25 protein-coding genes are annotated in these 24,493 nt (G+C 55.2%); 3 read left to right on the forward strand and 22 right to left on the reverse strand.

The features are described from left to right. Nucleotides 1-11: 11 nt before the first annotated feature. The 16 genes from PAECUDRAFT_RS13775 to PAECUDRAFT_RS13850 all read right to left on the reverse strand — a co-directional run bounded on the left by PAECUDRAFT_RS13775 (nucleotide 12) and on the right by PAECUDRAFT_RS13850 (nucleotide 16,292). Nucleotides 12-1,328, reverse strand: a complete 1,317-nt coding sequence (locus PAECUDRAFT_RS13775) for a lysine N(6)-hydroxylase/L-ornithine N(5)-oxygenase family protein (RefSeq protein WP_006038709.1) — start codon at nucleotides 1,326-1,328, stop codon at nucleotides 12-14. Continuing rightward, complete coding sequence (locus PAECUDRAFT_RS13780) at nucleotides 1,321-1,941, reverse strand: GNAT family N-acetyltransferase (RefSeq protein WP_006038710.1); 621 nt, start codon at nucleotides 1,939-1,941, stop codon at nucleotides 1,321-1,323. The genes PAECUDRAFT_RS13775 and PAECUDRAFT_RS13780 overlap by 8 nt, the downstream gene beginning before the upstream one ends. Then, nucleotides 1,895-3,847 (reverse strand): IucA/IucC family protein, encoded by a 1,953-nt coding sequence (locus PAECUDRAFT_RS13785; protein WP_006038711.1) that lies wholly within the window; start codon nucleotides 3,845-3,847, stop codon nucleotides 1,895-1,897. The genes PAECUDRAFT_RS13780 and PAECUDRAFT_RS13785 overlap by 47 nt, the downstream gene beginning before the upstream one ends. A gap of 52 nt (nucleotides 3,848-3,899) precedes the next feature. Next, nucleotides 3,900-5,468 (reverse strand): pyridoxal phosphate-dependent decarboxylase family protein, encoded by a 1,569-nt coding sequence (locus PAECUDRAFT_RS13790; protein WP_006038712.1) that lies wholly within the window; start codon nucleotides 5,466-5,468, stop codon nucleotides 3,900-3,902. Further along, nucleotides 5,465-6,829 carry an aspartate aminotransferase family protein gene (locus PAECUDRAFT_RS13795; RefSeq protein ID WP_006038713.1) on the reverse strand — a complete coding sequence of 455 codons (1,365 nt, stop codon included), beginning with the start codon at nucleotides 6,827-6,829 and terminating at the stop codon, nucleotides 5,465-5,467. The genes PAECUDRAFT_RS13790 and PAECUDRAFT_RS13795 overlap by 4 nt, the downstream gene beginning before the upstream one ends. 292 nt (nucleotides 6,830-7,121) lie before the next feature. Then, the gene (locus tag PAECUDRAFT_RS13800) at nucleotides 7,122-8,012 is read right to left on the reverse strand and encodes an ABC transporter ATP-binding protein (RefSeq protein WP_006038714.1); all 891 of its coding nucleotides are present in this window, start codon (nucleotides 8,010-8,012) and stop codon (nucleotides 7,122-7,124) included. A gap of 18 nt (nucleotides 8,013-8,030) precedes the next feature. Then, the gene (locus tag PAECUDRAFT_RS13805; protein ID WP_006038715.1) at nucleotides 8,031-9,083 is read right to left on the reverse strand and encodes a FecCD family ABC transporter permease; all 1,053 of its coding nucleotides are present in this window, start codon (nucleotides 9,081-9,083) and stop codon (nucleotides 8,031-8,033) included. After that, complete coding sequence (locus tag PAECUDRAFT_RS13810; RefSeq protein ID WP_006038716.1) at nucleotides 9,080-10,093, reverse strand: FecCD family ABC transporter permease; 1,014 nt, start codon at nucleotides 10,091-10,093, stop codon at nucleotides 9,080-9,082. The genes PAECUDRAFT_RS13805 and PAECUDRAFT_RS13810 overlap by 4 nt, the downstream gene beginning before the upstream one ends. A gap of 104 nt (nucleotides 10,094-10,197) precedes the next feature. Beyond that, nucleotides 10,198-11,490 carry a stalk domain-containing protein gene (locus PAECUDRAFT_RS13815; protein ID WP_006038717.1) on the reverse strand — a complete coding sequence of 431 codons (1,293 nt, stop codon included), beginning with the start codon at nucleotides 11,488-11,490 and terminating at the stop codon, nucleotides 10,198-10,200. A gap of 106 nt (nucleotides 11,491-11,596) precedes the next feature. Then, a complete protein-coding gene (locus tag PAECUDRAFT_RS13820; protein ID WP_006038718.1) occupies nucleotides 11,597-12,061 on the reverse strand; it encodes a hypothetical protein in 465 nt (154 codons plus the stop codon). A 213-nt stretch (nucleotides 12,062-12,274) separates the two neighbouring features. Continuing rightward, entirely contained in the window at nucleotides 12,275-12,868 is a 594-nt protein-coding gene (gene folE, locus PAECUDRAFT_RS13825) for a GTP cyclohydrolase I FolE (RefSeq protein WP_006038719.1), read from the reverse strand. 39 nt (nucleotides 12,869-12,907) lie between these two features. Then, nucleotides 12,908-13,120, reverse strand: coding sequence for a YneF family protein (locus PAECUDRAFT_RS13830; protein ID WP_006038720.1), 213 nt, complete (start codon nucleotides 13,118-13,120; stop codon nucleotides 12,908-12,910). A 206-nt stretch (nucleotides 13,121-13,326) separates the two neighbouring features. Further along, nucleotides 13,327-14,520: a tRNA epoxyqueuosine(34) reductase QueG gene (gene queG, locus PAECUDRAFT_RS13835; protein ID WP_006038721.1), complete on the reverse strand. Its 1,194-nt coding sequence runs from the start codon at nucleotides 14,518-14,520 to the stop codon at nucleotides 13,327-13,329. Between the two features lie 74 nt (nucleotides 14,521-14,594). Continuing rightward, the gene (gene lepB, locus PAECUDRAFT_RS13840) at nucleotides 14,595-15,161 is read right to left on the reverse strand and encodes a signal peptidase I (protein ID WP_006038722.1); all 567 of its coding nucleotides are present in this window, start codon (nucleotides 15,159-15,161) and stop codon (nucleotides 14,595-14,597) included. An 11-nt stretch (nucleotides 15,162-15,172) separates the two neighbouring features. Next, nucleotides 15,173-15,733: a DUF402 domain-containing protein gene (locus tag PAECUDRAFT_RS13845; protein ID WP_006038723.1), complete on the reverse strand. Its 561-nt coding sequence runs from the start codon at nucleotides 15,731-15,733 to the stop codon at nucleotides 15,173-15,175. Between the two features lie 136 nt (nucleotides 15,734-15,869). Continuing rightward, nucleotides 15,870-16,292: a GNAT family N-acetyltransferase gene (locus PAECUDRAFT_RS13850; protein ID WP_006038724.1), complete on the reverse strand. Its 423-nt coding sequence runs from the start codon at nucleotides 16,290-16,292 to the stop codon at nucleotides 15,870-15,872. 333 nt (nucleotides 16,293-16,625) lie between these two features. Here PAECUDRAFT_RS13850 and PAECUDRAFT_RS13855 point away from each other — a divergent pair, with 333 nt between their 5' ends. Further along, nucleotides 16,626-17,240 carry a superoxide dismutase gene (locus PAECUDRAFT_RS13855; protein WP_006038725.1) on the forward strand — a complete coding sequence of 205 codons (615 nt, stop codon included), beginning with the start codon at nucleotides 16,626-16,628 and terminating at the stop codon, nucleotides 17,238-17,240. Nucleotides 17,241-17,825: 585 nt separating this feature from the next. Here PAECUDRAFT_RS13855 and PAECUDRAFT_RS25935 read toward each other — a convergent pair. Then, entirely contained in the window at nucleotides 17,826-17,969 is a 144-nt protein-coding gene (locus tag PAECUDRAFT_RS25935; protein WP_158306250.1) for a hypothetical protein, read from the reverse strand. 50 nt (nucleotides 17,970-18,019) lie between these two features. Here PAECUDRAFT_RS25935 and PAECUDRAFT_RS13865 point away from each other — a divergent pair, with 50 nt between their 5' ends. Then, nucleotides 18,020-18,400 carry a hypothetical protein gene (locus PAECUDRAFT_RS13865; protein WP_050794354.1) on the forward strand — a complete coding sequence of 127 codons (381 nt, stop codon included), beginning with the start codon at nucleotides 18,020-18,022 and terminating at the stop codon, nucleotides 18,398-18,400. A gap of 235 nt (nucleotides 18,401-18,635) precedes the next feature. After that, nucleotides 18,636-19,211 carry an NADPH-dependent FMN reductase gene (gene ssuE / locus PAECUDRAFT_RS13870; RefSeq protein ID WP_006038727.1) on the forward strand — a complete coding sequence of 192 codons (576 nt, stop codon included), beginning with the start codon at nucleotides 18,636-18,638 and terminating at the stop codon, nucleotides 19,209-19,211. Nucleotides 19,212-19,313: 102 nt separating this feature from the next. Here ssuE and PAECUDRAFT_RS13875 read toward each other — a convergent pair whose 3' ends face one another. The 5 genes from PAECUDRAFT_RS13875 to galU form a co-directional block, all read right to left on the reverse strand. Then, the gene (locus PAECUDRAFT_RS13875) at nucleotides 19,314-20,465 is read right to left on the reverse strand and encodes a S1C family serine protease (protein WP_006038728.1); all 1,152 of its coding nucleotides are present in this window, start codon (nucleotides 20,463-20,465) and stop codon (nucleotides 19,314-19,316) included. Between the two features lie 14 nt (nucleotides 20,466-20,479). After that, nucleotides 20,480-21,754: an FxLYD domain-containing protein gene (locus PAECUDRAFT_RS13880; protein ID WP_006038729.1), complete on the reverse strand. Its 1,275-nt coding sequence runs from the start codon at nucleotides 21,752-21,754 to the stop codon at nucleotides 20,480-20,482. 148 nt (nucleotides 21,755-21,902) lie between these two features. Continuing rightward, entirely contained in the window at nucleotides 21,903-22,112 is a 210-nt protein-coding gene (locus tag PAECUDRAFT_RS13885; protein WP_006038730.1) for a cation transporter, read from the reverse strand. A 62-nt stretch (nucleotides 22,113-22,174) separates the two neighbouring features. Then, entirely contained in the window at nucleotides 22,175-23,146 is a 972-nt protein-coding gene (locus PAECUDRAFT_RS13890; protein ID WP_006038731.1) for a hypothetical protein, read from the reverse strand. A 457-nt stretch (nucleotides 23,147-23,603) separates the two neighbouring features. Continuing rightward, nucleotides 23,604-24,488: a UTP--glucose-1-phosphate uridylyltransferase GalU gene (gene galU / locus PAECUDRAFT_RS13895; RefSeq protein WP_006038732.1), complete on the reverse strand. Its 885-nt coding sequence runs from the start codon at nucleotides 24,486-24,488 to the stop codon at nucleotides 23,604-23,606. Nucleotides 24,489-24,493: the final 5 nt, after the last annotated feature.

The raw sequence follows: 24,493 nt of genomic DNA on the forward strand, positions 1-24,493 counted from the left end.
TCGTTTGCGTCCTATTCGCCTTGCACGCCGAACTGCTGGAATACGTTGCGCTCACGCGTCTTGTACACCTCGCGGCCAGCCAATCCGTTCACGATCAAGCTGCTGCGATGCGCGCCCAATCCAAGGTCCGGCGCACCGATGCCATGCGTGTGGAGCTCGCCATTTTGGACAAAAATCCGGCCTCCGGCATTCTCCGCCAGCTTTACGCGATAATCCTGATCGATCAGCAAACGCCCCTGCTCGTCATACTGGATGAGCCCGCTAAGCGGTTCAATGCATGCGGGCAGCGGATGATCATAGCCGGTAGCCATAATCACAACATCCGCTTGCCGCTCGAATGCGGCTTGCTGCTCCACATGGCGGACGTTCAGTCGATAGCCATCTCCATCGCCCTGCGGCGCGATCTCGACGACATCCGCATGCGCAAGCAGCCGCACCGGCGGTTTTTGTCCGCCAACGCTAGCGTCGTACAACGCATCATAGATGTCGCCGATCGTCGTTGCGCTGATCCCCTTATACAGCAAATGCTGCTTGCTTCGCACCTTATCCTTGGTCGCCTGCGGCAGCCCATAGAAGTATTCGGTATAGTCCGGGGAGAAGTGCTCCAGCCCCAGCTTCGAATATTCCATCGGGAAGAAGCCGGACGAACGCGTCAGCCAATCCAACCGATAGCCATGCTCGCCCTGTTCGCCAAGCAGCTTCAGGAACACTTCAGCCGCGCTCTGGCCCGAGCCAATGACTGTAATGGATTTCGCTTCACGGCACCGCGGCAGCCGATCCATGAAGGAAGCCGAATGGAACACGTCCTCTGTAGGCAGCCCTCTAAACTGCGGCAGCACATTCGGCACGCTTCCGACGCCAAGCACGAGGTCACGCGCATAATGGACGGCCACTGCGCCGCTAGCTGCGTCACGCGTCTCAACGGCATACAGCGCACCATCAGGTCCTTCTTCCTGTCGAATCGCGACGACATCCGTACCGAATCGGCAGGACGACAGCTGCTCCGCCGCCCATCGGCAGTAATCGTTGTATTCGCGGCGAGGGATGTGAAACTTCTCCAGGAAGTAGAAGTGATACAGCCGTCCCTGCTCATGCAAATAGTTCAAATAACTAAGCCGATGCGTCGGGTCCGCCATCGTCACCAAGTCAGCGAAGAACGGCACCTGCAGCGTCGTGCCTTCGATGAGCATGCCAGCATGCCATTCGAACGACGGCTTCCGGTCGAAGAAGACCGCGTCCACCTCCGGCGCCGCTTCGAGCAGTGCCGCCAAGCTAAGATTGAACGGGCCGATGCCGACGCCAATGACATCATGAATTCGGTTAGTCAAGATATCCGCCCCCCATCAACCGTTCGCGGCTCGCGAACATCAAAGCGCCCGTCTTATCCGGCAGCTCGACATCCTGTGACCATTCAAAGCCGCAGCGGCTGAAAATGTGAATCATTTTATCGTTGCGCACATCCGGCTCTGCAACCAGCTTCTCGGTGCCGCCATGCTGCAGCAGCATGCGCATCATCGTCTGCAGCAGCGGGGCCGCATAGCCGCGTCCAAGATAGGAAGGCTCGCCGATCAACAGATGAATGCCTTGGTCCTCCGGATGCGGCTCGTAGTAGCGGCCGATAATATCCCGATTCGCCCAATAGGCTTCAAAGTAGCTCATCGGCTCGCCATCGAGCAGTCCGATATAAAGCGTCTGATGATCATCCGCCAGAAACGCTGTCAAATGGTCCCGATAAGCCTGCTCCGAAATATTCAGCTTCCAGAAGGGAATAACATGCGGTTCATGCTGCCAGCGAAGCAGCCGATCAAAGTCCAGCTCCATGGACACGGGGCGGAATCCGATCATCCGCCCAATGCCTGCATGGTAGCTCTCGTAGGTAGCGCCGCCCAATCCGTTACCGGACAGCTGCGGCCGATTGTGCTCCGTTTGCGTTGACGCCATGCTCCGTCACCTCCTCCACAAGCGGATTCGGTACTTGCACATAGACCGATTGCGTATCGAGCGAGCCCACCAGCTCATCCATATCATGCAGACGGGTAAGTAGGTTAGCTTTGCACGGCAGCGTCCGTTCATTCAGCAGCGAATGCAGGAAAACAGACGGCTCGCGGTTAACCGGCAGGAATGCTGCCAGCGCGGCCCGCAGCTTGCCCAGCAGCACCCGCTCATCGATGAGGCCCGCTGTGCCAAACCCGTTAATAAGCCCGAACATATGATTGAAAATCAAATAATAGCGGAACCGCTCATCCGCAATCGCGTCCTCGCATACCGTTTCGCTCCGCTCCCCGATGCCTGGCAGCTGAGCATTCAGCAGCGATTCCGTCGATTTGCAGAAGTAATACCCTTGATTGTCCCGATAGTGGAACTTCGCCGGATAACCGTCAGCCAGGCTGACTACGCTGTTCTGCTGATGCGCTTCCAGTGCAATGCCCCACTGCATATAGAGCGAGACCATCGGCTTCAGCGACAGCTCCAAATACCGGTCGAACCAGTCGGCGCTTACATCCGCCGTCGTGCGGCCTTCGCGCTGCGCCAGCTCCTCGATAATGACGCCAAGGCGCGACTTGTACCCTGGCAGCGCGTCCTGTACGAGCGATGCGACTGGCGTCGCCTCCTCAGCGCCGTCGCCGGCACGGAACAGGTTATCGCGCAGCACCAGCTCGAAGCCGGTCTCGCGAATGCCTTCCGCCCCGCCCAATCGCAGCGTAATGAATGCAGGATCGGTCACGATGCCGAAGCCTTCATATTGCGCGCGAACGTCGCCGATCGGCGTTTCCAGCAGGCGGCTTACCTCAACGCCGCGTTCCAGCTCTTTATACAAGTTAACGCGCAGCGAATTCGTTACTTTAACAGGCACGGAGCATTTATACATGAATCGCGACTCCGGATGATAAACCGTTCGCAGCGAGGAAGTCGCCGCATAGGCGCGCCCTTGCGGTCCCAAATCGTACAGCAATCCGGCACGGATCGCTTCTTGCACATAAGAGCGGTCCTTCAGCCAGTTCGCTTGCAGCGGATGGACCGGAAGGAGCGACCATTCTTCATCAGCCGCAGCATACGCAGCCTTCCATTCAGCCGGTACGCTTGCATCCTCGCGCAGCTCCTGCTTCACGAGCTCCGTCGCGCTAGCCTCTACCGAGGAATCCTCCACGACGATCGAACGATGCGCACGATAGTAGTGCAGCTGGAACTCGCCCTTGAGCTCTGGCGAATAATCCGCTTGGCGCTCTTCCGGCACGCCTTGCCGGCTCTTCGGCGTAGGATGGAGCAGGTGGCCGAACACTAGCGCCTGCTCCTGCTTGATAAAGCTCGAGTCGAACGCATAGAGCGCATCCGCATCGACGGCACGCGCTTCAACGAACTGCGCAACGTTCGCCGTGCTCTGAATGATGCGAAGCATCAGCTCCTCCGAGCCTGCGCCAGGAGCTGAACCCTCGCGCACAGCTGTCCCCGACGACCGCCCTGCTTGCTTCGCCGCCTGTTCGGCAGCAAGCGTCAACTCTTTGGTCAGCAACGCCGCAACCGTCAAGTAATCAGCCTCTACAACCCGATCTGCGGCCCCGCCGTACTGGATCACCATCGGGAACCGGAACAGATGCCGCCCCGTAGCCGAACGATAGTTGACGCCAATTAGCAGAACAGCGCCTTGCTCTGGCAGGGAGCAGACAACCAGCCCATCCGGCCCTTGAATCGCTTCCGCCGCTTTACGCCCGCCGGAGGTCAGCCCGCTCGGCGCTTCCCCGGCCTTCAGCCATTCGCCAGCGCCCGTCTCGCGCAAATAACAGTTCATCAGCCCTTGCAAGGCCGCTTCATTTGCAATAGCTCTTGCTTTGCTTGTCGTCATTACCATGAAAGTCCGTTCCTCCCAATCGATTCAAAAAAACGATCCGCGCTGCCGGAAATTATCCCGCTTGTTGCTCCGTCTCCAGCGCGAGCCCCGCCTCTACAATTTTTCGTATAATAATTGCCGTATGCGCTGACTCCGTCAGCGGATTTAGCAGCGTCATCTTCAAGCATTGCCGTCCCCATACTCTCGTGCGGGCCAGTACCGCCCAACCGTCGGCAAGCAGCCGGTCCCGAATGCGCGCATTCAGCTCATCCGCCCAATGCAGCGAATTGTCATCATTCAGCTCCCGGCTAACCGGCATGTAACGGAACACAACCGTTCCCAGTTCCGGCTCGGCAAGCAGCGCGAGCCTCGGTTCCGCTTTGATCAGCACAGCCGTATCTTGGGCCAATCGAACCGTATGGTCCACCATCTCGCCGAACTTGCGGCCGCCGACATGCTGAAGCGACAGATACAGCTTCAGCGCATCGAACCGGCGCGTCGTTTGGATCGACTTCACGACCAGATTCGGCACGCCTGCCTCCTCGTCCGATTCGGGATTCAAATAATCGGCGCTCATGCGGATCGATTGGAACGTTTCCTTGTCTCGGACAAGGAAAGCGCCGCAGCTAATCGGCTGATAGAACCCCTTATGAAAATCGACGGTTACAGAATCCGCTTCCTCGATTCCCCGAAGCCTTGCCCGCTGCGATTCGCTCATCGCCAGAGCTCCGCCGTATGCTGCATCAACGTGGAACCACATGCCGTTCTGCCGCGCTATTGCAGCCAGCTCTTCCAGCGGATCGATTGCGCCGAAGTCCGTCGTGCCCGCCGTCGCGACAAGCGCGAACGGGAGCAAGCCGCTCCCCTTCAGTTCCTTCAGCTTCAGCAGCAAATCATCCTTGCGCATCCGATGGCGAGAATCAGTCTTGATCGTTACGACCGCCTGCTCCCCTAAACCGAGCAGCGCCGCCGATTGCTTCACGGTAAAATGCGCTTCCTCCGAGCAAAGAATGCGAAGGCGGCAGCTGGCTGCCGGCAATCCTCGCTGCTGAACATTCCAATTCCAGCGGACCGCAGCATAGTGGTTGCGCGCCAGCAGCAATCCCATCAGGTTCGACTGCGTGCCGCCGCTCGTGAAGACGCCATCGCCAGTTTCCGCCAGCCCGTACAGTCCGCAGAGCCATGCCATCACATGCTCTTCCAGCATCGTCCCTGCCATGCTCTGGTCCCATGAATCCATCGATTGGTTCGAAGCCGCAATCCACGCTTCTGCTGCCAGAGAGGCCATAAGCGGCGGACAGTGCAGATGCGCGACGCATGCGGGATGCGTCACCACGGCCGAATGCCGCAGCATATCCGCACCGAGTCGGTTCAGCAGCTCGGACATCGTTTCGGACGGCTCCTCGGGACATACCGGCTGCCGTTCTAACGCAGCCAGCAGCGACTCTGGAGCCGCCCCGCTGTATGGCTTAGCCGAAGCGGCGAACTCGCGAATCAGCACCTCGGTCGCCGTATTGATCATACTCCGATAGGCATCCTGGCTCGCGAGCTCCGGTCCGAGGAACAAGTCCCCGAACAACTCGCCTGCCGACGCTCTCCGCTGCTCCACAGTTTGCTCCTGAACGTCCGCCCCAACCGTCATGCCCGCACCTCTTCCCGCACGCCGCTGCACGCAAGCTCTGCCGCACGCACTGCATCATGGAACCTCGAAGCAACCTCATCCGCCTGCTCCGGCGTTATGATAAGCGGCGGCAGGAACCTGACGACGCTGCCATGCCTTCCGCCAAGCTCCAAAATCAGTCCCCGCGCCAGGCAGGCTTGCTGAATCGCACGCGCCAGCCCCGGACGCGCGGGGTAAGCGCCTAAGCGATCAGGCTCTGCATCGGATTGGACGATCTCGACGCCAATCATCAGTCCCTTGCCGCGCACTTCGCCGATGCAGGAAACATCTGCTTGGATGCGGCGCAGCGCCTCCTGAAGACGCTCCCCTATAGCGGCTGCATGCGTCTCAAGCCGGTTATCGCGAATAAACTTCAGCGTAGCTGCACCGGCAGCCATCGCCATTTGATTGCCGCGGAACGTTCCCGCATGCGCGCCAGGCTGCCACACGTCCAGCGACTCGTCGTAAACGACGACTGCCAGCGGCAAGCTTCCCCCGATCGCCTTCGATAGCACGATGACATCCGGTACGATATCGGCATGCTCGAACGCGAACATTTTGCCCGTACGACCGATTCCCGCTTGAACCTCGTCCATAATGAGCGGGATGCCGCGCGCCGCTGTCATGGCACGCATCTCCTTCAGCCAACCGTCCGGAGAAGGAATGACGCCGCCCTCGCCTTGTACGGCTTCCATGATCATCCCCGCGGGCTGCACGATGCCGCTCTCTGGATCAGCCAGCATCCGCTCCGCATATCGCGCAGCTACCTGCCAGCCTTGCTCGCCTCCAAGCTCGAACGGGCAGCGGTAGCTGTACGGGTAAGGCAGAAAATGAACATCGCTCATCAGCGGGCCAACGGCCCCTTTGGGACCAAGATTGCCTGTCAGCCCGAGTGCGCCGTGCGTCATCCCATGATAACCGCCGTGGAACGACAGCATCGTTCGTCTGCCGGTTGCCGTCTTCACCAGCTTGAGCGCCGCCTCTACGGCGTCAGCGCCCGAAGGGCCGCAAAACTGTACTTTAGCTCGCGCCGCGAATGCTGGAGGCAGCGAAGCGAACAATTCGTCGACGAAATGCTCTTTCACCGGTGTCGTAAGATCCAGCGTGTGCAGCGGGAGTCCCGTATCCAGCACGCCTCGAATCGCTTCGATGACGACAGGGTGATTGTGTCCCAGCGCCAGCGTGCCAGCACCTGCGAGACAATCAAAGTACCAGTTGCCATCTGCATCCTTCACTTTCATCCCTGCTGCTTCAGTCAGTGCGACGGGCAGCTTTCGCGGATAGGAGCGTGCGTTGGACTCCCTCCGTTGTTGACTTTCCAAGTAAAAGCCGTTTCCCGGCATTCCACCATTCAACTCCTTTTCTCCCTTTACTCTAATGACCGCAAGAGGATTATTCTCATTATGCTCGTTAAGTGATAATGATTATCAGTATCGTTTATTCTTCGTTATTGTAAATGATTATTATTATCAACACAAGCGTAAAAATGGATCAGGCTTCCTGACTTGTCATTCCCGTGTACCATGCTGGCGGAGGCTGCCCTCGTCCCGCTGCGGCATTCCAAGCATAATTGTGCAGCCCCTGCCTGAATAACCTGTCTGCGGTCAAGGGACAGCCTGCCCCCCTTTCGTTCGGCTAAGCCGAATTGGACTCCACGGTCGGCGCCGCTTCTTCGCGCCCCCATACATGATGCGCTACACGCCCGCGTCCGCGAGGCACGCACAACGGCGTGCCAAAGAACGGATCAGGCAGCAGCTCGCAGTCCATGCCGAACACATCCTTCACCAGCGCTTGGCTAACGATCGTTTCAGGCGCCCCTTGCGCATAGATCCCTCTGTCCCGGACGGCAATCAAATGATGCGCATACCGGCATGCCAAGTTCAGGTCATGAAGCACCATCACGATCGTGCTGCCCTTGTTTTCGTTCAGCTCAAACAGCAGATCCAGCACATCAACCTGATGCGCCATATCCAGATACGTCGTTGGCTCGTCGAGCAGTATCGTGTTCGTTCCCTGCGCCAGCGTCATCGCAATCCACGCACGCTGCCGCTGGCCGCCCGATAACGAGTCGACCTGCCGATCCGCCAGCGCCTCCAGCTTCGTCGCAGCCAGCGCCTCGCCGACCATCCGCTCATCCTCGCGCGACCATTGATTCAGCCAGCTCTGATGCGGATATCGCCCTTGCTTGACCAGTTGATACACCGTCAAGCCTTCCGGCGCAGTCGGCCCTTGCGGAAGAATAGCGAGACGCTTCGCCACATCCTTCGTCGATTGCTTGGCGATATCGTGCCCATCCAGCAGTACTGCGCCAGACAACGGCTTCAGCAGCCGCGCCATCGAACGCAGCAGCGTCGATTTGCCGCATCCGTTCGGACCGATCAGCACGCTGATTCGGGATTGCGGAATGGCCAAATCGAGGCTGTCGATGATACGGTCTCCCCCGTAAGAGAGCGACAGCTGATTCGTTTCGAGTTGACCTGCACCTGCGCCTATTACGCTCGGCCCTTTACCCACGCTCATGCTCATCTTTCGTTCATCCTCCCGTCATCGCGCATTGCGCGTTCGAAATAGCAAATAAATAAAGAACGGCGCGCCTATCGCTGCCGTAAATACGCCTGCTGGCACGTCGTGCGGCAAAAACAACGTGCGCCCGACCAGGTCGGCCCCCATGAGAATGCAGGCGCCAATCAAGGCCGAAGCCGGAATAAGTCCGCCTGCGGAAGCGCCTACAAGACGCCTTGCCATATGCGGCGCGATCAAGCCGACAAAGCCGATCGTCCCGACCATCGATACGGCAGAGCCCGCAAGGCCGACCGCAAGCAGCAGCAGCCACAGCCTTTGCCGTTGAACGGCGCTGCCTGCCCCGGCCGCTATATCATCGCCTAGCTGTTGAATGTTAAGCGCGCGCGCGCCTGCCAGCCATGCAAGAATAAGCAGCGGAACCATCCACGGCAGCAGCGTTCGGACATTGTCCCAGTTCGCCCCGTAGACCGTGCCTGTCAGCCAAATATAAGCCGAGGACGCCGAGTAGGTTGAAGGCGCCATAATGAGCAGCATCGAAACAAGCGCCGACAATACCGATGCGATGCCAATGCCGACAAGCACAAGGCGAACGGTAGAGACGCCTTTTTTCCAAGCAAGCGCATAGACCACGAGCGCTGCGATTAGCGCACCGGCCATTGCAGTGATAGGAAGCAAGCGAATATCATATAGGCCTGGCAGCTGCGTAATGAAGAAGACTGCCCCTACGGAAGCGCCGCCTGTTACGCCTACCACATCGGGCGCTGCTAGCGGGTTCCGCACGACGCATTGCAAAATCGTGCCGGCGGCAGCCAAGCCTGCGCCCGCCAGCATGCTGATGAGGATGCGCGGCAGCCGCAGCGTTTGCACCACAAGCAGCTGCTCCTCCGTTCCGGTTCCGCGTATCGCGCGCAGCACGTCCATTGGCATGATCCGATAATCGCCGAGGCCAGCGCTTACTAGCGCGAGCACGACAACAGCAGCCGTCAGCGATGCAATGATGCTAGCTGTTCGGCGATGGATTTGAACGGATACAGGAAGCGCAGGAATACGAATCGTCAGGTATGATTTATTCATCGTTTGCGCTCCCTCCTCGCAATAGCGATGAAGAACGGCACGCCGATAATCGCTGTCATGATGCCTACCGGCAGCTCTTGCGGCATAATGATGAATCTTGCAATCAGGTCTGCTAACAGCAGCAGAATGGCGCCCAGCACGCCGCTGAAGGGAATGACCCAGCGATAGTCGATGCCGCCTAGATAACGGGACAGATGCGGAATGACGATGCCGACGAAGCCAATCGGTCCGGCAACGGCAACCGAGCTGCCTGCAAGGAGCACGATGACGATCCCGCCTACGATTTTGACCGCAGCCGTTCGCTGCCCCAGACCCGTTGCCGCATCCTCGCCCATGATCAGTACGTTAATCGGCCGTCCGAGGAATAGCGCTGCAACCCAGCTAATCGCCAAATAAGGCAGTACAGCCGTCAAAGCCGAGAGATCCTTGCCAGAAACAGAGCCCGTCAGCCAATACAGCACATCGTTCAGCCCATTCTCATTCATAACTAGCAGCCCTTGCGTCACAGATGCAAACAAGGCTGTCATGGCGGCGCCTGCCAATACGATGCGCAGCGGCGATAAGCCATCCCTGCCCAGCGACCCTAGCAGATAGACCGTTATCGCCCCAAAGGCCGCGCCGCCAAAGGCGATCCATATTAGCGCATTCATCCCGCCGATTCCGAGTACCGTGATGGCGAAGACGACGAACGCCGCAGCGCCCGCATTAATGCCAAGCACCGTCGGCGAAGCGAGGGGATTGCCCGTAATCGCCTGCATCAGTGCCCCTGCAATGGCAAGGCTCGCGCCAATCGCGGCAGAAATAAGCACACGCGGAATCCGAGTCGTCCTCACGATAATTTGCTCGTTAGAGCTGTCGTCATATTGCGTAATTGCCCCGATTGCGTCGTGCACGCCAATTCGCGTTGCCCCCAGCGTCGTGCTGGCACCGAGGCAAATAAGCAGCAGGACGAAGCCGGCTAGCAGCACTACTGCTCTCGCGCGAGCGCTGGTCAAGCCTTGTGCGATCACAAATGTCCTTCCTCTCATGACGTACGCGCGAAAGAAGAACAGGACATGCGCCCATTCTTCTTATCGTTGCGTCGCTATTTTTCAGTTTGTCGCCAAACTGCGTTCTATTCCAGATCGAAGTAGAAGTACAGATCGTCAAGCATTGCTTTGGCTGCCATTGGACCTGCCGAGTAGTTCCACGTGATCACGTTAACTTTGTAGTATTTGCCGTTCTTAACGGCGTCAAGGTTTTTCCAAAGCGCGCTGGACGTCCAGTCCTTCTGCACTTTGTACACGCCGCCGTCGCCTACCCAGTCCGTCGTGAAGTCGAAGATGTAGTCGGCATCAAGCAATTTCGTTTGCTCTTGATTCGTAACCGTCACAACCGTCGATTCGCCAACACGTGCTTTCAGCTGCGCTTGCGTCAGCTTGAAGCCAAGCTCTTTAAGGATGTTAATCGCGAAGCCGTCCAAGTATGCACGGGAGCTGCCGTCCGGGTTGAAGCGGATAACCGATACTTCTGTGCTTTTCGCTTTGGAGCCGATTTCTTTCTTAAACGCTGCAACTTTGCTGTTCCAGGATGCCAAGAAAGCATCTGCTTTCGTTTCTTTGTTCAATGCTTTTGCTTCAAGCGCCAGCGTGCTTTTGAACGAGAATACGTCTTCTGTCATCAGCGTCGGCGCGATCGCTTTCAGCTGGCTGTAGATTTTTTCGTGACGCATTTTGGAGCCGATGATGAGGTCAGGCTTCAGTTTAACGATTGCTTCCAGGTTCGGCTGCGTTTCGTCACCCAGATTTTTAACGCCCGTCATGCCGCTGCGAAGGAATGCGTACCAAGGCTGCTCCGAGTACGACTCAACTGCGCCTACCGGCTTAATGCCGAGGTAAACGGATGCGTCAACCAAACCGTTCGTCAGAACAACAACACGTTGCGGTACCGATGTCAGCGTTGTCGAACCCATTGCGTGCGAGATCGTTCTTTTCGTTTCCAGAGCAACTGTCGACGTTGCCGCTTTCCAGTTCACCCAGATGCCGAGGGACTCGCCAAGGAAGCGCAGCGGCACGAGCGTCGTGCCGTTTTTAACCGTCGGTACAGCGTCCAGCTTAACGGACTTGCCGTTTACCGTTGCCGTTTTGCTGCCTACCGTCAGAACGACCGTTTTCGTGCCTTTCGTTACCGTTACCTTTTGCGTTTGTTTATTCCAGCCAACCTTCGCATTCAATTTCTCAGCGATTGTGCGGTAAGGCACCAGCGTTGTTCCGTCTTTAATGACCGGGCTCGTTTCAAAAGAAAGCTTACTTCCGTTCAACGTAACGGATACGGCGCCTGCTGCGTTAGCCGTAAAAGGCACGACGGCAACGGAGATCGCCAGAATGAGCATGAGTGCGATGAAGCGCGATTTGAATGTAGCATGCATGATAAGTTCAATCACCTTTCCATTATGAGAATTACGATGCCTTTATGCCTGTTCTTGGTGCAAGACGTGTACGACGGTACAACATATCACACGATGCAGCCTAACGTTAGTTCCCTTCCAATGCCTTGGACAGATCCCGGAACCGCTGATAGAGCTGGTAGGCTTGCTGAATGGCAGCCTCATTGTCGGGCTTCTCGCCGCTGAACAAACCTAGAAAGCTCGCTAGATCCTGCTCCAGCTGCGGGTAAAGCTCCGCATTCTTCGACTGCGCCTCCTGCTTGACGGCTTCCCAGACGCCTGCGATTTCTGCTGCGATTCGCTTCGGTTCCTCTTCGCTGCCGGATTCGACCGCTTGCTTGAATTGCTTGGTCAAGTCGCGGAGCTGAGACACGCCTGAAGGATAATCGGCCACTTCAACCTTAGCCGGTGCAATCGTCGAAGTTTTAGCCTCTTCTTTCTTCCCCTGTCCCTGAATGGATGCCGTTTCACTTCCGCCGCCGGACGAACCGCATCCGCTCAGCAGTAGGGCGACTGCAAGCGCGATCGCACTTGCCTTGAATAACCTTGTCATGTTAACCTCCCAAGCCGTTTGCATTGATAATGATAATCATTCACTTGCCCGCTTACTATGATAATGATTATCATTATAGTTGTCAATATTTGTTCAAAAATATTTTCTGATGACATTTCTGTGACAATTGCATCCAAAAGTACAAAAAAAAGAGCGCGCACCGCACCCCGAAGGGTTTGGACGTGCTCTTTCTACTGCATTATTTCGATTCCATTAATCTCTAATTAATGCCATAAACTCTGCTCGCGCTGCGGCGTTGCGATGGAACTGGCCGCGTACGGCAGACGTAATCGTCTTGCTGCCCGGCTTCTTCACGCCACGTGCGCACATGCACAGATGCTCGCCTTCCACTACGACCATTACGCCATGAGGCGAAAGCGTCTCAGCTAGAATATCCGCGATTTGCGACGTAATGCGTTCCTGCACCTGAAGCTTGCGCGTCACCGCCTCGACAAGCCTCGCCAGCTTGCTTAAGCCTGCGATTTTGCCGCTAGGGATGTAGCCGATATGCACTTTGCCGAAAAACGGCGCCATATGGTGCTCGCATTGGCTATAAAAAACGATGTCCTTCACAATAACGAGCTCCTCGTGCTGTTCATCGAACGTCACGCCAAGCACGTCACGCGGGTCCACCTCGTAACCGGCAAATATTTCCTCATACATGCGCGCGACTCGCGCCGGCGTCTCGAGCAAACCTTCCCGCTCGACATCCTCGCCAATCAGCTTCAAAATTTCCTTCACATGAAACTCAATCTGTTCGCGGTTGCTGCCAACTGCAGCATTCACATAGTCCTTCATGCCCGCCATCCGATCTCCTCCTTCCGGACGCGCAGAAACTGCCGTTTCCTAACGCTTAAACTTCTGATTTTTCATCATTTGCTGCGCTTTTTGCATTTGCTGTTTATTCATGTTATAGCCCATTTGCTGCGCCATTTTTTGCAGCATTGCGGGGTCGTTTTGCATCCGCTCCAGCTGTTTGCGCAAGTAGAATACCCCTGCAAAAAATCCGCCGGCAGCGCCGACGATTAAAGCCACGATGGCTGTAATTGTAATCCACATATCGTAGGGTCACCTGTCCTTATCCTATTTAATGATGCTAATTTCATTAAGAATAATGCAATTAATGATAGCATGTTAACTTTTCGTGCGCAAACGACGATTTTTCCAATCGTGGCTGGGCTTGCACATTCTGATTCGTCATTCGGCCCCGCGTTGAAGCTATCGAGTCGAAGCTGCCGGAATCCCCTCGATTTCCCAACGATTGACTAGACTTCGACATCATGTTCCGACTGCAATGAAAGCGCAATCATTGCCCGGGCAATTTCTGCTGTCGCTTCCTCATCTGTTTCGACGGCTTGCGCCTGTCGAAGCGCTTCCTCAGCAGCATCTCCCCCGATTCGACCAAGCGCCCATGCCGCCGTTCCTCGCATAACAGGCCTTGGATCGGTGCCCAGCACGTCCGCTAATGCTGGGACAGCTGCTCGTTCTCGGAAGTTGCCCAGCGCGATAATCGCGTTGCGCTGGATCGGCTTTTTGCCCCGCCATGCGCCAGAAACCGTACCGAACTGCTCCTTGAATTCCCGATTCCCAATCTTCAGCAAAGGCAGCAGCAGCGGCTTCGCCTGCTCTGGCTCCGGCTGCAGTTCAGGATGATGCGTCCAGTTTTTCCCGCGGTTAGCGGGACATACGATCTGACACGTATCGCAGCCGTACAGACGATTGCCGATTTTGCGCATATATTCATCCGACAGCATTCCCTTCGTCTGCGTTAAAAACGAGACGCATTTGCTCGAATCCAGTTGGCCGGGACCAACCAACGCGCCTGTCGGGCAAGCGTCGATGCATTTGGTGCATTCTCCGCAATTTTCCGTCACTGGCGTATCCGGCGGAAGCGGCAGGTTCGTAATGATTTCGCCCAAGTAAATCCATGATCCGAGCTTAGGCGAAATGATCGAGCAATTGTGCCCGCTCCAGCCGATGCCCGCCCGCTCCGCAACCGCACGGTCGGATAATGCACCCGTATCCACCATGCTCTCCATCCGCACGCCCGGCACCCTCGCATACAGCCATTCTTCGAGCTTAGCCAGCCGATTGCGCAGCGCTGTATGATAATCAATGCCCCATGATGCTCTAGCGAAAATGCCGCGCCTTGCGCCAGGCTCTGACTTCGGCGGGTCCGGCAGCTTCGACGGATACGCGACGGCGATTGCGATAATCGATTTGGGGCGATCGAATAGCAGGGAAGGATTCGTTCGTTTGTCGAGATCCGGCTCCTCAAAGCCCGATTCCCGCCCCTGCTCCCGATGTCGAATAAGCCGATCCTTCAATTCGGTGAAGGGATCAGCTGAGGCAATGCCAATATCATCTATTCCAAGCGATGCTGCTGCCAGCTTCATCTCCGCTTTCAGCGCATGCCAATCCAATTCCGGCAACCCGTCGCCCTGCTCCATTCGTTCCATCGATGTCTTTACCTCCTCGCCGGATATTGCGTAAGGGTCAGGAGGCTTCGCGCAGCCACGCGCGCAGCTTGCTCCTACAGCCCATTCATCTCTTTCATCGGCCATACGATCCAATCGGCACGACCATTGATTCGCTCCCTCTCGACAGGCCCGAACGATCGACTGTCCCGGCTTGCCCTTGAATGGCGATTGTCGCCCATTACGAAATAAAAGCCTTCCGGCACCGTGTAAGGACCATAATCGAAATCCTCAATCGCTGTGTCGACATAAGGCTCTTCCACTTGAACGCCATTACGGAAAAGCACCTTCTGTCGAATTTCGATCTTGTCGCCCGGAACGCCGACGACTCTTTTGACGAGCAGCCTTTTGTCAGGATCATCTGTCGGATCTCGCAAAATAACGACTTCATCCAGCTTAGGATTCCGAAGCAAATAAACCAGCTTGTTCACAAACAGCCAGTCTCGGTCATGCAGCGTCGGCTCCATCGAATGCCCTTCTACCTTGGACAGGTGAAAAACAAAAGCATGAAGCAACAGCACGACCGTTAGAGCAATCGATACTGTCTTGATCCAACCTATCCATTCAAAGGAAGGCCGTTGCTTGGCTGCGCCTGTGCGCACGTCCTGCTCCAAATCAGACATCGAATCAGCTCCTAACTTAAGTTCCCCATAGACATCTCGCGCGCCCAATCCTCATAGTAGCCGTACACGATCTCATCATTAAATGGCGCTTCTGAAGCTCTGACGCGGCGGAGCAGCGCCTTCAAGCCCGTCTCCGCTTTATCGATGACGATGTCGGAATAATGATAGATCACTTTGTGGCGCTCAAACTCGTCCCGATCCACGACATGAATGCCGCCATCGATCGTTCGAATGACATCCAGGTCATAATCAATATAAGTAAAAACATTGTCGTTCAGCGTAATGGGAGAAGCAACATTGCAATAATATCTGATGCCCGAATCTTCAAGGAGGGCAACAACATTAAACCACTCTCCGGGAATGAAAAACGATACAGCCGGCACACGGCTTGTCCATAGCTTCCCGTCCGCTTCCTGAATTGGCGTCTGACGGTTGATCAATACGCTCATCGATTGCGCTGCATGCACAGGCGCAAGACGCTCTTCGGGTATAAGCCAATTGCGATGCCAAAACCGGTGCAAGCGGCCATTGTGCTTAAAGCTTTTAATCATGCAGGGCCGATAATTGTTCATACGTTCTCCTGACTACTTGCGTTCTTTCCCTAATTATATAAGAAAAGCATATCCGCCCGCCAAATGCAATGGCATGTCGGATATGCTTTCAATAACCGGGACCATACGTCTCGGATAATCGTCTTAGTAAGTACATTTAGCCTGCGACGATGCTAAGCTTCTGGAACGATCGGAAGAAGTCCCCTGTTGCATAGCCTAGTTTCTCATACAGAGGCAAAACCTTCTCGTTAAACTCATCTGCAGTGATCATGATTTTGGTCACATTACGTTGTTCGAATCGTTGCTTAAGTCCTTGAATCAGAGTTTGGCCAATTCCTTGGCGTTGATACTCTGGCATTACGGCTACTCGGTAGTAGTATCCCTTATTGTTGTCAATCGTGCCGATAATCATGCCTACGATTTCGTTTTGTTCGACTGCAACGAGCACCAAATCGCTATCCCATGACAATTGCCGCGCAAATGCGCCCATTGTCAGTTCGTAGCAATCTTCCGACAACACATCCTCCAACAACGCCGTCACTGGGCCGTAGTCAGATAACTGGAAGGAACGAACGTACATGTGTTACAACTCCTCGATCGATGTCATAGTACAAGCTTATCGTATTAAAATACGACAAAAAAGAGTCAAATCCTTCTGAAATCTTTAAAAAAACTTTAAATTATTTAATATTTCGCCGATTTTCTGCTGAAAGCGCTTAAATTTAAGCGCTTTCATGAATTTGAGGCAGATTATCTCGGCTTTTCTCGAAATTCCGACATAAATCTCTCGTTCTCGAGCCATCCTATGGCCGTTATGGCGGAATTCGACTTTTGCAACAACAATGTTGATTTATTCACCTGAATAAGGGATAATGATCCTGAATCAACACATATTAACGGGAGGTAATTCACAATGGCTCATCAACTGCCTGCTTTGCCTTATGCTAACAATGCGCTCGAACCGCATTTTGACGAAACAACGATGGAGATCCACCACGACCGTCACCACAACGCTTATGTAACGAACCTTAACGCTGCTCTCGAATCCGCTCCAGAGCTGCAAAGCAAATCGATCGAAGATCTGATTGCTGATCTGAACAGCGTTCCAGAAGCAATCCGCACAGCTGTTCGCAACAACGGCGGCGGCCATGCGAACCACTCCCTCTTCTGGGAAACGATCGGCCCTAACGGCGGCGGCGCTCCTACGGGCAAGCTTGCTGACGCAATCGCAAGCGAGCTGGGCGGCTTCGACAAGTTCAAAGAAGATTTCGCTAAAGCAGGCGCTACGCGTTTCGGCTCCGGCTGGGCATGGCTTGCGCTTGGACAAGACGGCAAACTGAAAGTATACAGCCTGCCAAACCAAGACAGCCCGATCATGGAAGGCGACACGCCGCTCCTCGGTCTGGACGTTTGGGAGCATGCTTATTACCTCAAATATCAAAACAAACGCCCTGACTACATCGCAGCATTCTGGAATGTAGTAAACTGGGAAGCTGTTGGCCAACGTTACGAGGCAGCAGCGAAGTAATTCATTCTCGGACAAGCTTACAAAGACCGTCGTTCCTACATGGAACGGCGGTTTTTTGTTTAGGCAAGCGAACATGCCCTCCCCGCATAGACTTAACCTGAACATACGCTGTCAGCAGAAGGAGGTTAAATATACCGATGTACCCGAGCTACTACGGTTATGGATACCCGTATGGTTATCCTTACGACTACGGTGGTTACGATCAAGGCTATGGATACGACCCGAACGGGCAGCCGGCAGACGCAGGCGCGCTTCCGGAAGGCGAGTATGGCGTCTACTACGACCCGAGAGGGCTCATGCCTTTCCCGATGGGACCGGGGCAAGGTCCGTTCCCGCCGCCTAGACCGCCTGGGCAGGGGCCGTTCCCGCCCGGACCGTTTCCTCCGGGACCTGGACCGGGGCCATTCCCGCCTGGACCGTTTCCGCCGGGACCTGGACCGGGGCCATTCCCGCCTGGACCGTTTCCGCCGGGGCCTGGACCAGGGCCATTCCCGCCTGGACCGTTTCCGCCGGGGCCTGGACCAGGACCATTCCCGCCTGGACCGTTTCCACCGCAGCCGTTCCCGCCGCCACCGTTCCCGCCGCCTAGACCACCATTCCCACCACCGTTCCCGCCACCATTCCCACCACCGTTCCCGCCACCATTCCCGCCACCATTCCCGCCACCGTTCCCACCACCAAGACCGCCGTTCCCGCCTGGACCGATACCAATCCCGATACCAATTCCAATCCCGATCCCTCCTGGACCGTTCCCTCCAGGACCATTCCCGGGACCCAATGTGGTCACTGTCGTTATTAATGGCGGGCGCGCATTCCCTAACATCACTCAGGCCTACTCGATTCGCTTCTATCCAGGCATCACAATCGCGAATGCGTTGCGAAGCACAGGCGTCGTGACGATCGGCCCTGGTGGCCAGATTATATCGGTTAGCGGCATTCCAATCGTAGACGGCGTGCACTTCAACCTTCTGCTGAATGGCCGCCAAATTCCGTCGACGTTGCTGAACGCTCCTTTACAGCGCGGCGATACAGTCGCTCTAGAGCTCTTCTTCCGCCCGGGCGGACGCAGTCAGGGCGATGTAGGGAGTGAGGAGGAACCTCAACTTCAATACGTAGAAGAACGCAATTATTTGAATGAGGCTCCGGAAGAATTCAGCTAACCTGAATCGCAAGAAACTTAAAGAGACTTCAACCGTCCAATGATTGGGCGGTTGGAGTCTCTTTAAGTTTAAAGACCATGTTGACCAAACTGGACGCTCATGCTATATTGAAATTAATTCATAGTATTTAAATCGGAAAACAAAGTTAAACCACCCCCTCTATTCAGGAACTTACAAACAGACTAATTACTGGTATACTATTTTTGATAAGTTAACATTTAAGGAGATGAAGCTCATGTCCAATGTTGTCTTTATTACAGCTACCCCGAATCAATCCTCGCGTCTGATCGGCGTCACGCAATACATCGAGAACCAGCTCCATACGCAAGGCATCGCCGTTGCAACGATCAACGTTGCATCGCTCCCGGCAGATGACCTTATCGGCGCTCGCTTTGATAGCCCTGCCATCGTTGCCGCCAACGCGCTCGTCGAAGCAGCAGATGCCGTCGTCATTGCCAGCCCGGTATACAAAGCCTCCTTCAGCGGCATATTGAAAACCTACCTGGATTTGCTTCCTCAAAAAGGCCTCGCGAACAAAGTTATCGCTCCCGTATTCATCGGCGGCACGATTGCTCATTTACTATCCATCGACTATGCGCTCAAGCCGGTATTGTCATCTCTAGGCGCACGCAACTTCGCTAGCGCGATCTATGCGACCGACAATCAAGTGACTCGTTCAGGACAAGGCGATGACCTCACGTTCAGCTTGAACGATGAGCTGACGGAGCGTCTCGACAATGCGATTCAAGAGCTAGTTGAAGAGCTGCGACTGCGCACAGCAGCGCCGGCTCAAGCAGCAACCAATCTTTAATTGCATAAATTAAAAACCGGGACAAAGGCTGTTTGCAACAGCTTTGTCCCGGTTTTATTGCGTGCAAGTATCACAGCCTTACGGCTCTAGATGGCCTCAAGGTCAAGGCTCGATTTTGTCGCCTTTGCCGCTTAGCAGCTTCAATTGATCGTTCTCGTAGCCGACCGTGTACGTCACTTTATATTTGCTTAACCGAGCTTCTCCATCTATCCGCTCCTGCGCGGAGACGATCGCTGTCACGACGGCCTGCTCGTCATCCGTCGTAGTCACTTTAATATCCTCCAGCGTAACGTTTTTGGTAGACAAGTAGCCTTCCCGGAAGTTCTCATACGGCGTGCCTGCCAACCACGTGCTGCCGATTAGCGAATAAGCATAGACATAATCGCCGCTGTTGAGACTATCATAGAAGTGCGTCACGAGATACGTAGCCATATCCTCGAACGATACGTCCCCCACTTCGCCGCCCTCGAAAGTATCCGAATCCATCGCCAGCGATTCCGGCAGCTCCTTCATCGGCGAATCCGACCATTGTTCCGCCAGCGGAAGCACTTGGCTGATCGGAATGCTGAATCCAATCGCGCCCTGCTCCGCTCCTGCGGAGTTAATGCCCAGCACAGCTCCAGTATCGCGATCGACAAGCGGGCCTCCGCTGTTACCCGGTGCTATCGGAGCCGATATTTGATACATATCCTTATACGTATACGGCTCGATATCCAGGTCTCGGCCAACGCCGCTTATGATGCCCGTCGTTACGGTATTCTGGTAGCCAAGCGGACTGCCGATCGCAAGCACCTCATCCCCAATCTCACCTACGCGTTCTTGATCAAGCGCGAGCGGCTTCGTGCCAGCCAAGGCGGGCACGCGAACGACAGCGACGTCGATATCGGTACCAATCCCAATGACCGTACCGTCAAGCACGCGCGCATCTGCGGTTTTTACTTTCACCTTATTGGCTCCTACGACCACATGGCCATTCGTCATTAAATCGCCATGATCATTGTATAGAAACCCAGAGCCCAGCGAGCCGTCTTCCGTCTCAATCGTGACAACCAGCTTCTGCGTCGTAAATATAACGTCCTTGAGCGGCCGCTTCGCAAGCGGCGCATCCTTATCGGCAGCGGCGGCGGGCAAAGCCAAAAGCGCGCTGCCCGTAAGCTGATCCGGCACTTTCCGCCCGATTTGAACCACGCCAATCGCCCCAGCGCAGAGCACCACAAGGCTGGCGATGAGACATATCCATCCATCTCTTTTCATTGTAAGTCCCTCTCTTAATCCAAATACCATCCGGCTCTATCGATGCGAACCGTTGCATTCTGGTAAGCGCCATAATAGATATCATCGATCATCGCCTTCTCGCCGGGCTCAACATAATCCGGTGTCGCATAGGCCGTCCCCGTATCCAGCACATTGCCATTACTGTCTTTAAGCGTATATTCTACGTAAACCGAGTAAACCGGCTTCGTCGCCACATTGGTCAGCTCCGCATGAATATGCAAATCTCCGTACTCATCCAACTTCACATCCAGCTGATCGACGTTAATTGCCGCTGTCCGGTTTTTGAGATCCTCCTCCGCCGCCTTCTGCATCGCCTGCTCCATCCGGCTTGCTTCGGCATCCTCGTAGGCTTTCTTCTCCTTCTTAATCTGTACCTTCATCGCTTCAAGCTTCTCATTGCCAGTCGCGTATTCCAATCCCTCGTCCGCCGCCGCAAGCGCATCCGTGAAGCTTTTCTTCTGCAGCAAACGCTCTGCATCTTTCAACGCTACTCCGGCGATCTTCCCGATAATCTGGTCGCGGACAGCTCCCGCCTCTTCACTGTCCAGCTCATCTGCGACACGCAACTTATCCGCCAAGGCGGGAACGGTATCCAGCTCATCCAGCTCAGCCTTAATAGTAAGCACCGTCAACTTGATGCGCTGCTCCTTCAGGCTAGCATGCAGCGGCTCGAAAAGCGGCTCCTTATGCTTATCCAGTTCCCCCTGCAGCTTATCCAGGCCTACGGTCGCATCCTCGATATGGTGCTTGCCGAGCTGCGCGTTCGTTTCAGCTAATTGGCGCTGCAATTGCGCTGCCATCTGCACGATCGACCGATCAGCAGCCAATGCGGCGTAATTCGGACGCAGGGCAATCGCCTTATCGAGCAGCCCTGTCGCCTTGTCATAGCTCCCCAACAGCGCTTGCCGCTTCGCTTCCTGATGCCACCCGGTTACTCTGTCATTTTGCAGCTTCTCATACCCCATATAACCATATAACCCGCCGCCAACGATCAGTGCCAGCAGCAGGGGGACAAGCCATGCATAGAGGCTTGGTTTCTTCAGTCTCTGACGCGGGCGCAGGATCAGCTCTCCCTGCTCCTGCGAATCGATTTCAGCTTCCTCGCGTTCGGCATCCCATGCATCCGCGCTCTTGGTTATCGCAATCTCTTGTTTCACTTCATCTATATAGTCCTCTTTGATCGACGTCTCAGCCAGCAGTTTCCCGCAATAGCTGCAAAATCGTCCATCCTGCTGAGGATTGTGCTTACCGCAATACGAACAGAACACAAAACTCCACTCCCAAATAAATGCCTCTATTGAACTACCAACCTACATTTTATATGAATTCGCGCCTATATCCAACCTAAGTTTCGTCAAAGGGCTAGGCAAATAAAAGAAGCATGGCCAATACGGCCATGCTCCCTATATTCGTTGGTCACAACGCAACATCAAAGCCCTGCTCCTCAATCGCTTCGCGTATACGCGATAAATGCAATTGGCTATCGTCATAGGTCACGTCAACGCTTCCCCCGGCCAAGCTCACCACGCCGCTTGCGCCGAGCGGGCGCAGCGCCTCCTCGACCGCCTTCACGCAATTTACGCATGACATGCCGGATACGGATAATTTCGTTTGCTTCAAACCCATTCGCCGTCCTCCTCATGATCGCTTTATTCCACTATACGCAGCAGCAATCCCGATTCATGCCTTTATCTAATCTCAATAATGAATGGTACCGTAATGACCCGATCCGCACGCTTGAACTGCCCCCACACCTTATACACCCCTGCATTAGGAAAATTAGTGTGAAAAACTGCCTCGGGGCCGCTTGTTTTCTCATCCGAGGGATGAACATGGAGATAGCGCTCCGTATCCGACGACAGAATGACGACATGTCCAACAGCGCCCAGATAAGGCTGAAGATCGCTAACCGGCTGACTCGTCTTCGCATCATAGAAACGGAAAGCCAGCGCTGCAGCCTTGCCATGCGTTGTCTCGCTTATTGAAAGCTTGACGCGCAGGCCATCCGCTTCCTGTTCAAGCTTCGTATCCGCCTTCAATGGAGGGGCATCATAGATCGGCTTGCCGTCAATCGTCAACCATCCGCTGCGCGTGACGCTCTTGGCCCCATCCGGCACGAAATCCGCGAACCATTTGTACCGGCCGCCATGCTCGAATTGGGTACGAACCGTGAATACCCCGTTTCCGGCGTATTCGGGGTGAACGTGGCGAAAATCGCTTAAATCCTCGCTCACAATGATGAGATGCAACAGCTTCTCATGGCTTACGTCGAACTTGGTAATCGGCATGCGGTCGTTGCCTTCGATCTGGAGCTTCAGCGTCTCCATTCGGCCAGCGGTCAACGGGTCAGATGCTGCTGCCATAACGGCTTGTATCCCATCACTCGTTTCCGATAAACCGCTATGATCCATCGCATGTCCGGCATGCTCATGACCCATCGAGGCATGGTCCATCTCTACGCTCATATCCATATCCGCGCCCTTATCCGTTTGCTTGCCTGCCTCGTGCATATGGTGATCCTCGGCCATCCCAATCTGCTGTCCGTTCACCGCTTGATCCTCTGGCCCATCGCACCCGCTAATGATTAATCCTAGCGTCACTACGCCGACTGCCAACAGCCCTATGCGTTTTAAAGCACTAACCTTAGAACCTTTGCTCATTGTATGAATTCGCTCCTTCTCGCCAACTGCTCGTATAGTACCTGTATGCCCACCAGCAGAGAAGGGTAAAACTTCAAGGTTGTATTCATACGTCTCATTGCATTTGATGCAATTCCATCAGCTTGTTTAGCCTTGGATGGAGCCTCTCATTGTATTTTCTACATTGTCAAACATCATCTGCATTGCTTTCTCGGTTAATCAAGGGCTACGAACCTTTTCTCGTTGTACGGATTGCAATGAAGCTTCGATTACGGCCATCTGCTTAACTTTTCATTGTACAAACTGCAATTACAACCGCTACGTAGGTGCGTATTTTAAAAAATAAGCCAATCACTCCGTCGAATTGGAGCACTTTTTGATGCGCAGCGACTGCATGCAAAAAGGCGACACAGAAGGTATCCCTCCTGCACCGCCATCTCTATCGAAGCCTGAGCCTTATGCAATAATGCCTCAAGCGCTACGTATGCGTCGGCGACAATCGCTCCAGCATATACGCGCGGACCGCATCGGCGAGATCGGGACGCTTCAGCGCCATGTCAATCGTCGCTTGCACGAAGCCCAGCTTATCGCCAATGTCATGCCGCACGCCCGTGAACGCGAACGCTTCAATCGGCGAGAATCGGTTCAGCCGGACCAAGCTATCCGTCAACTGAATTTCGCCGCCCTTGCCGGGCTGCGCCTGGTCGAGCAGCCCGAAAATCGCAGGGTCCAGCACATATCGCCCGACGACCGCCAGGTTAGATGGCGCTTCTCCCGGAGCAGGCTTCTCCACCATGCCGCGTATGCGCGTCGAGTAGCCCGGCCTTTCCAGATCGACGATGCCATATTTGTGAGTCTGATCCCAAGGCACCTCCATGACGCCTACCACGGACGATCCCGTGCGCTCATGCATGTCGATCATTTGCTTCAGGCAGGGCGGCTCAGATAGCAGGATATCGTCTCCCAGCAGAACCGCGAACGGCTCATTCTCGGCGAATGACTTCGCGCATAGGACAGCATGGCCGAGCCCAAGCGGCTCTTTTTGCCGGACATAACAAATGTCCGCCAGCTGCGAAATGTCCCGAACAAGCTCCAGCAGCTCCGCCTTGCCTCGCTCCTCAAGCTCCGTTTCCAGCTCAGCCGACTTGTCAAAATGGTCCTCGATCGCCCGCTTATTGCGGCCGCTAACGATCATGATGCTCTCGATGCCCGATGCGACTGCCTCTTCCACAATATATTGAATGGCCGGCTTGTCGATGAGCGGAAGCATCTCCTTCGGCTGCGCCTTCGTCGCCGGGAGAAATCTCGTGCCTAGTCCACCTGCTGGGATAATTGCCTTGCGTACACGTTTTCGCTCCATCATCTCGC

It is taken from the genome of Paenibacillus curdlanolyticus YK9 (assembly GCF_000179615.1).
In the GTDB taxonomy this organism is placed as follows: domain Bacteria; phylum Bacillota; class Bacilli; order Paenibacillales; family Paenibacillaceae; genus Paenibacillus_T; species Paenibacillus_T curdlanolyticus.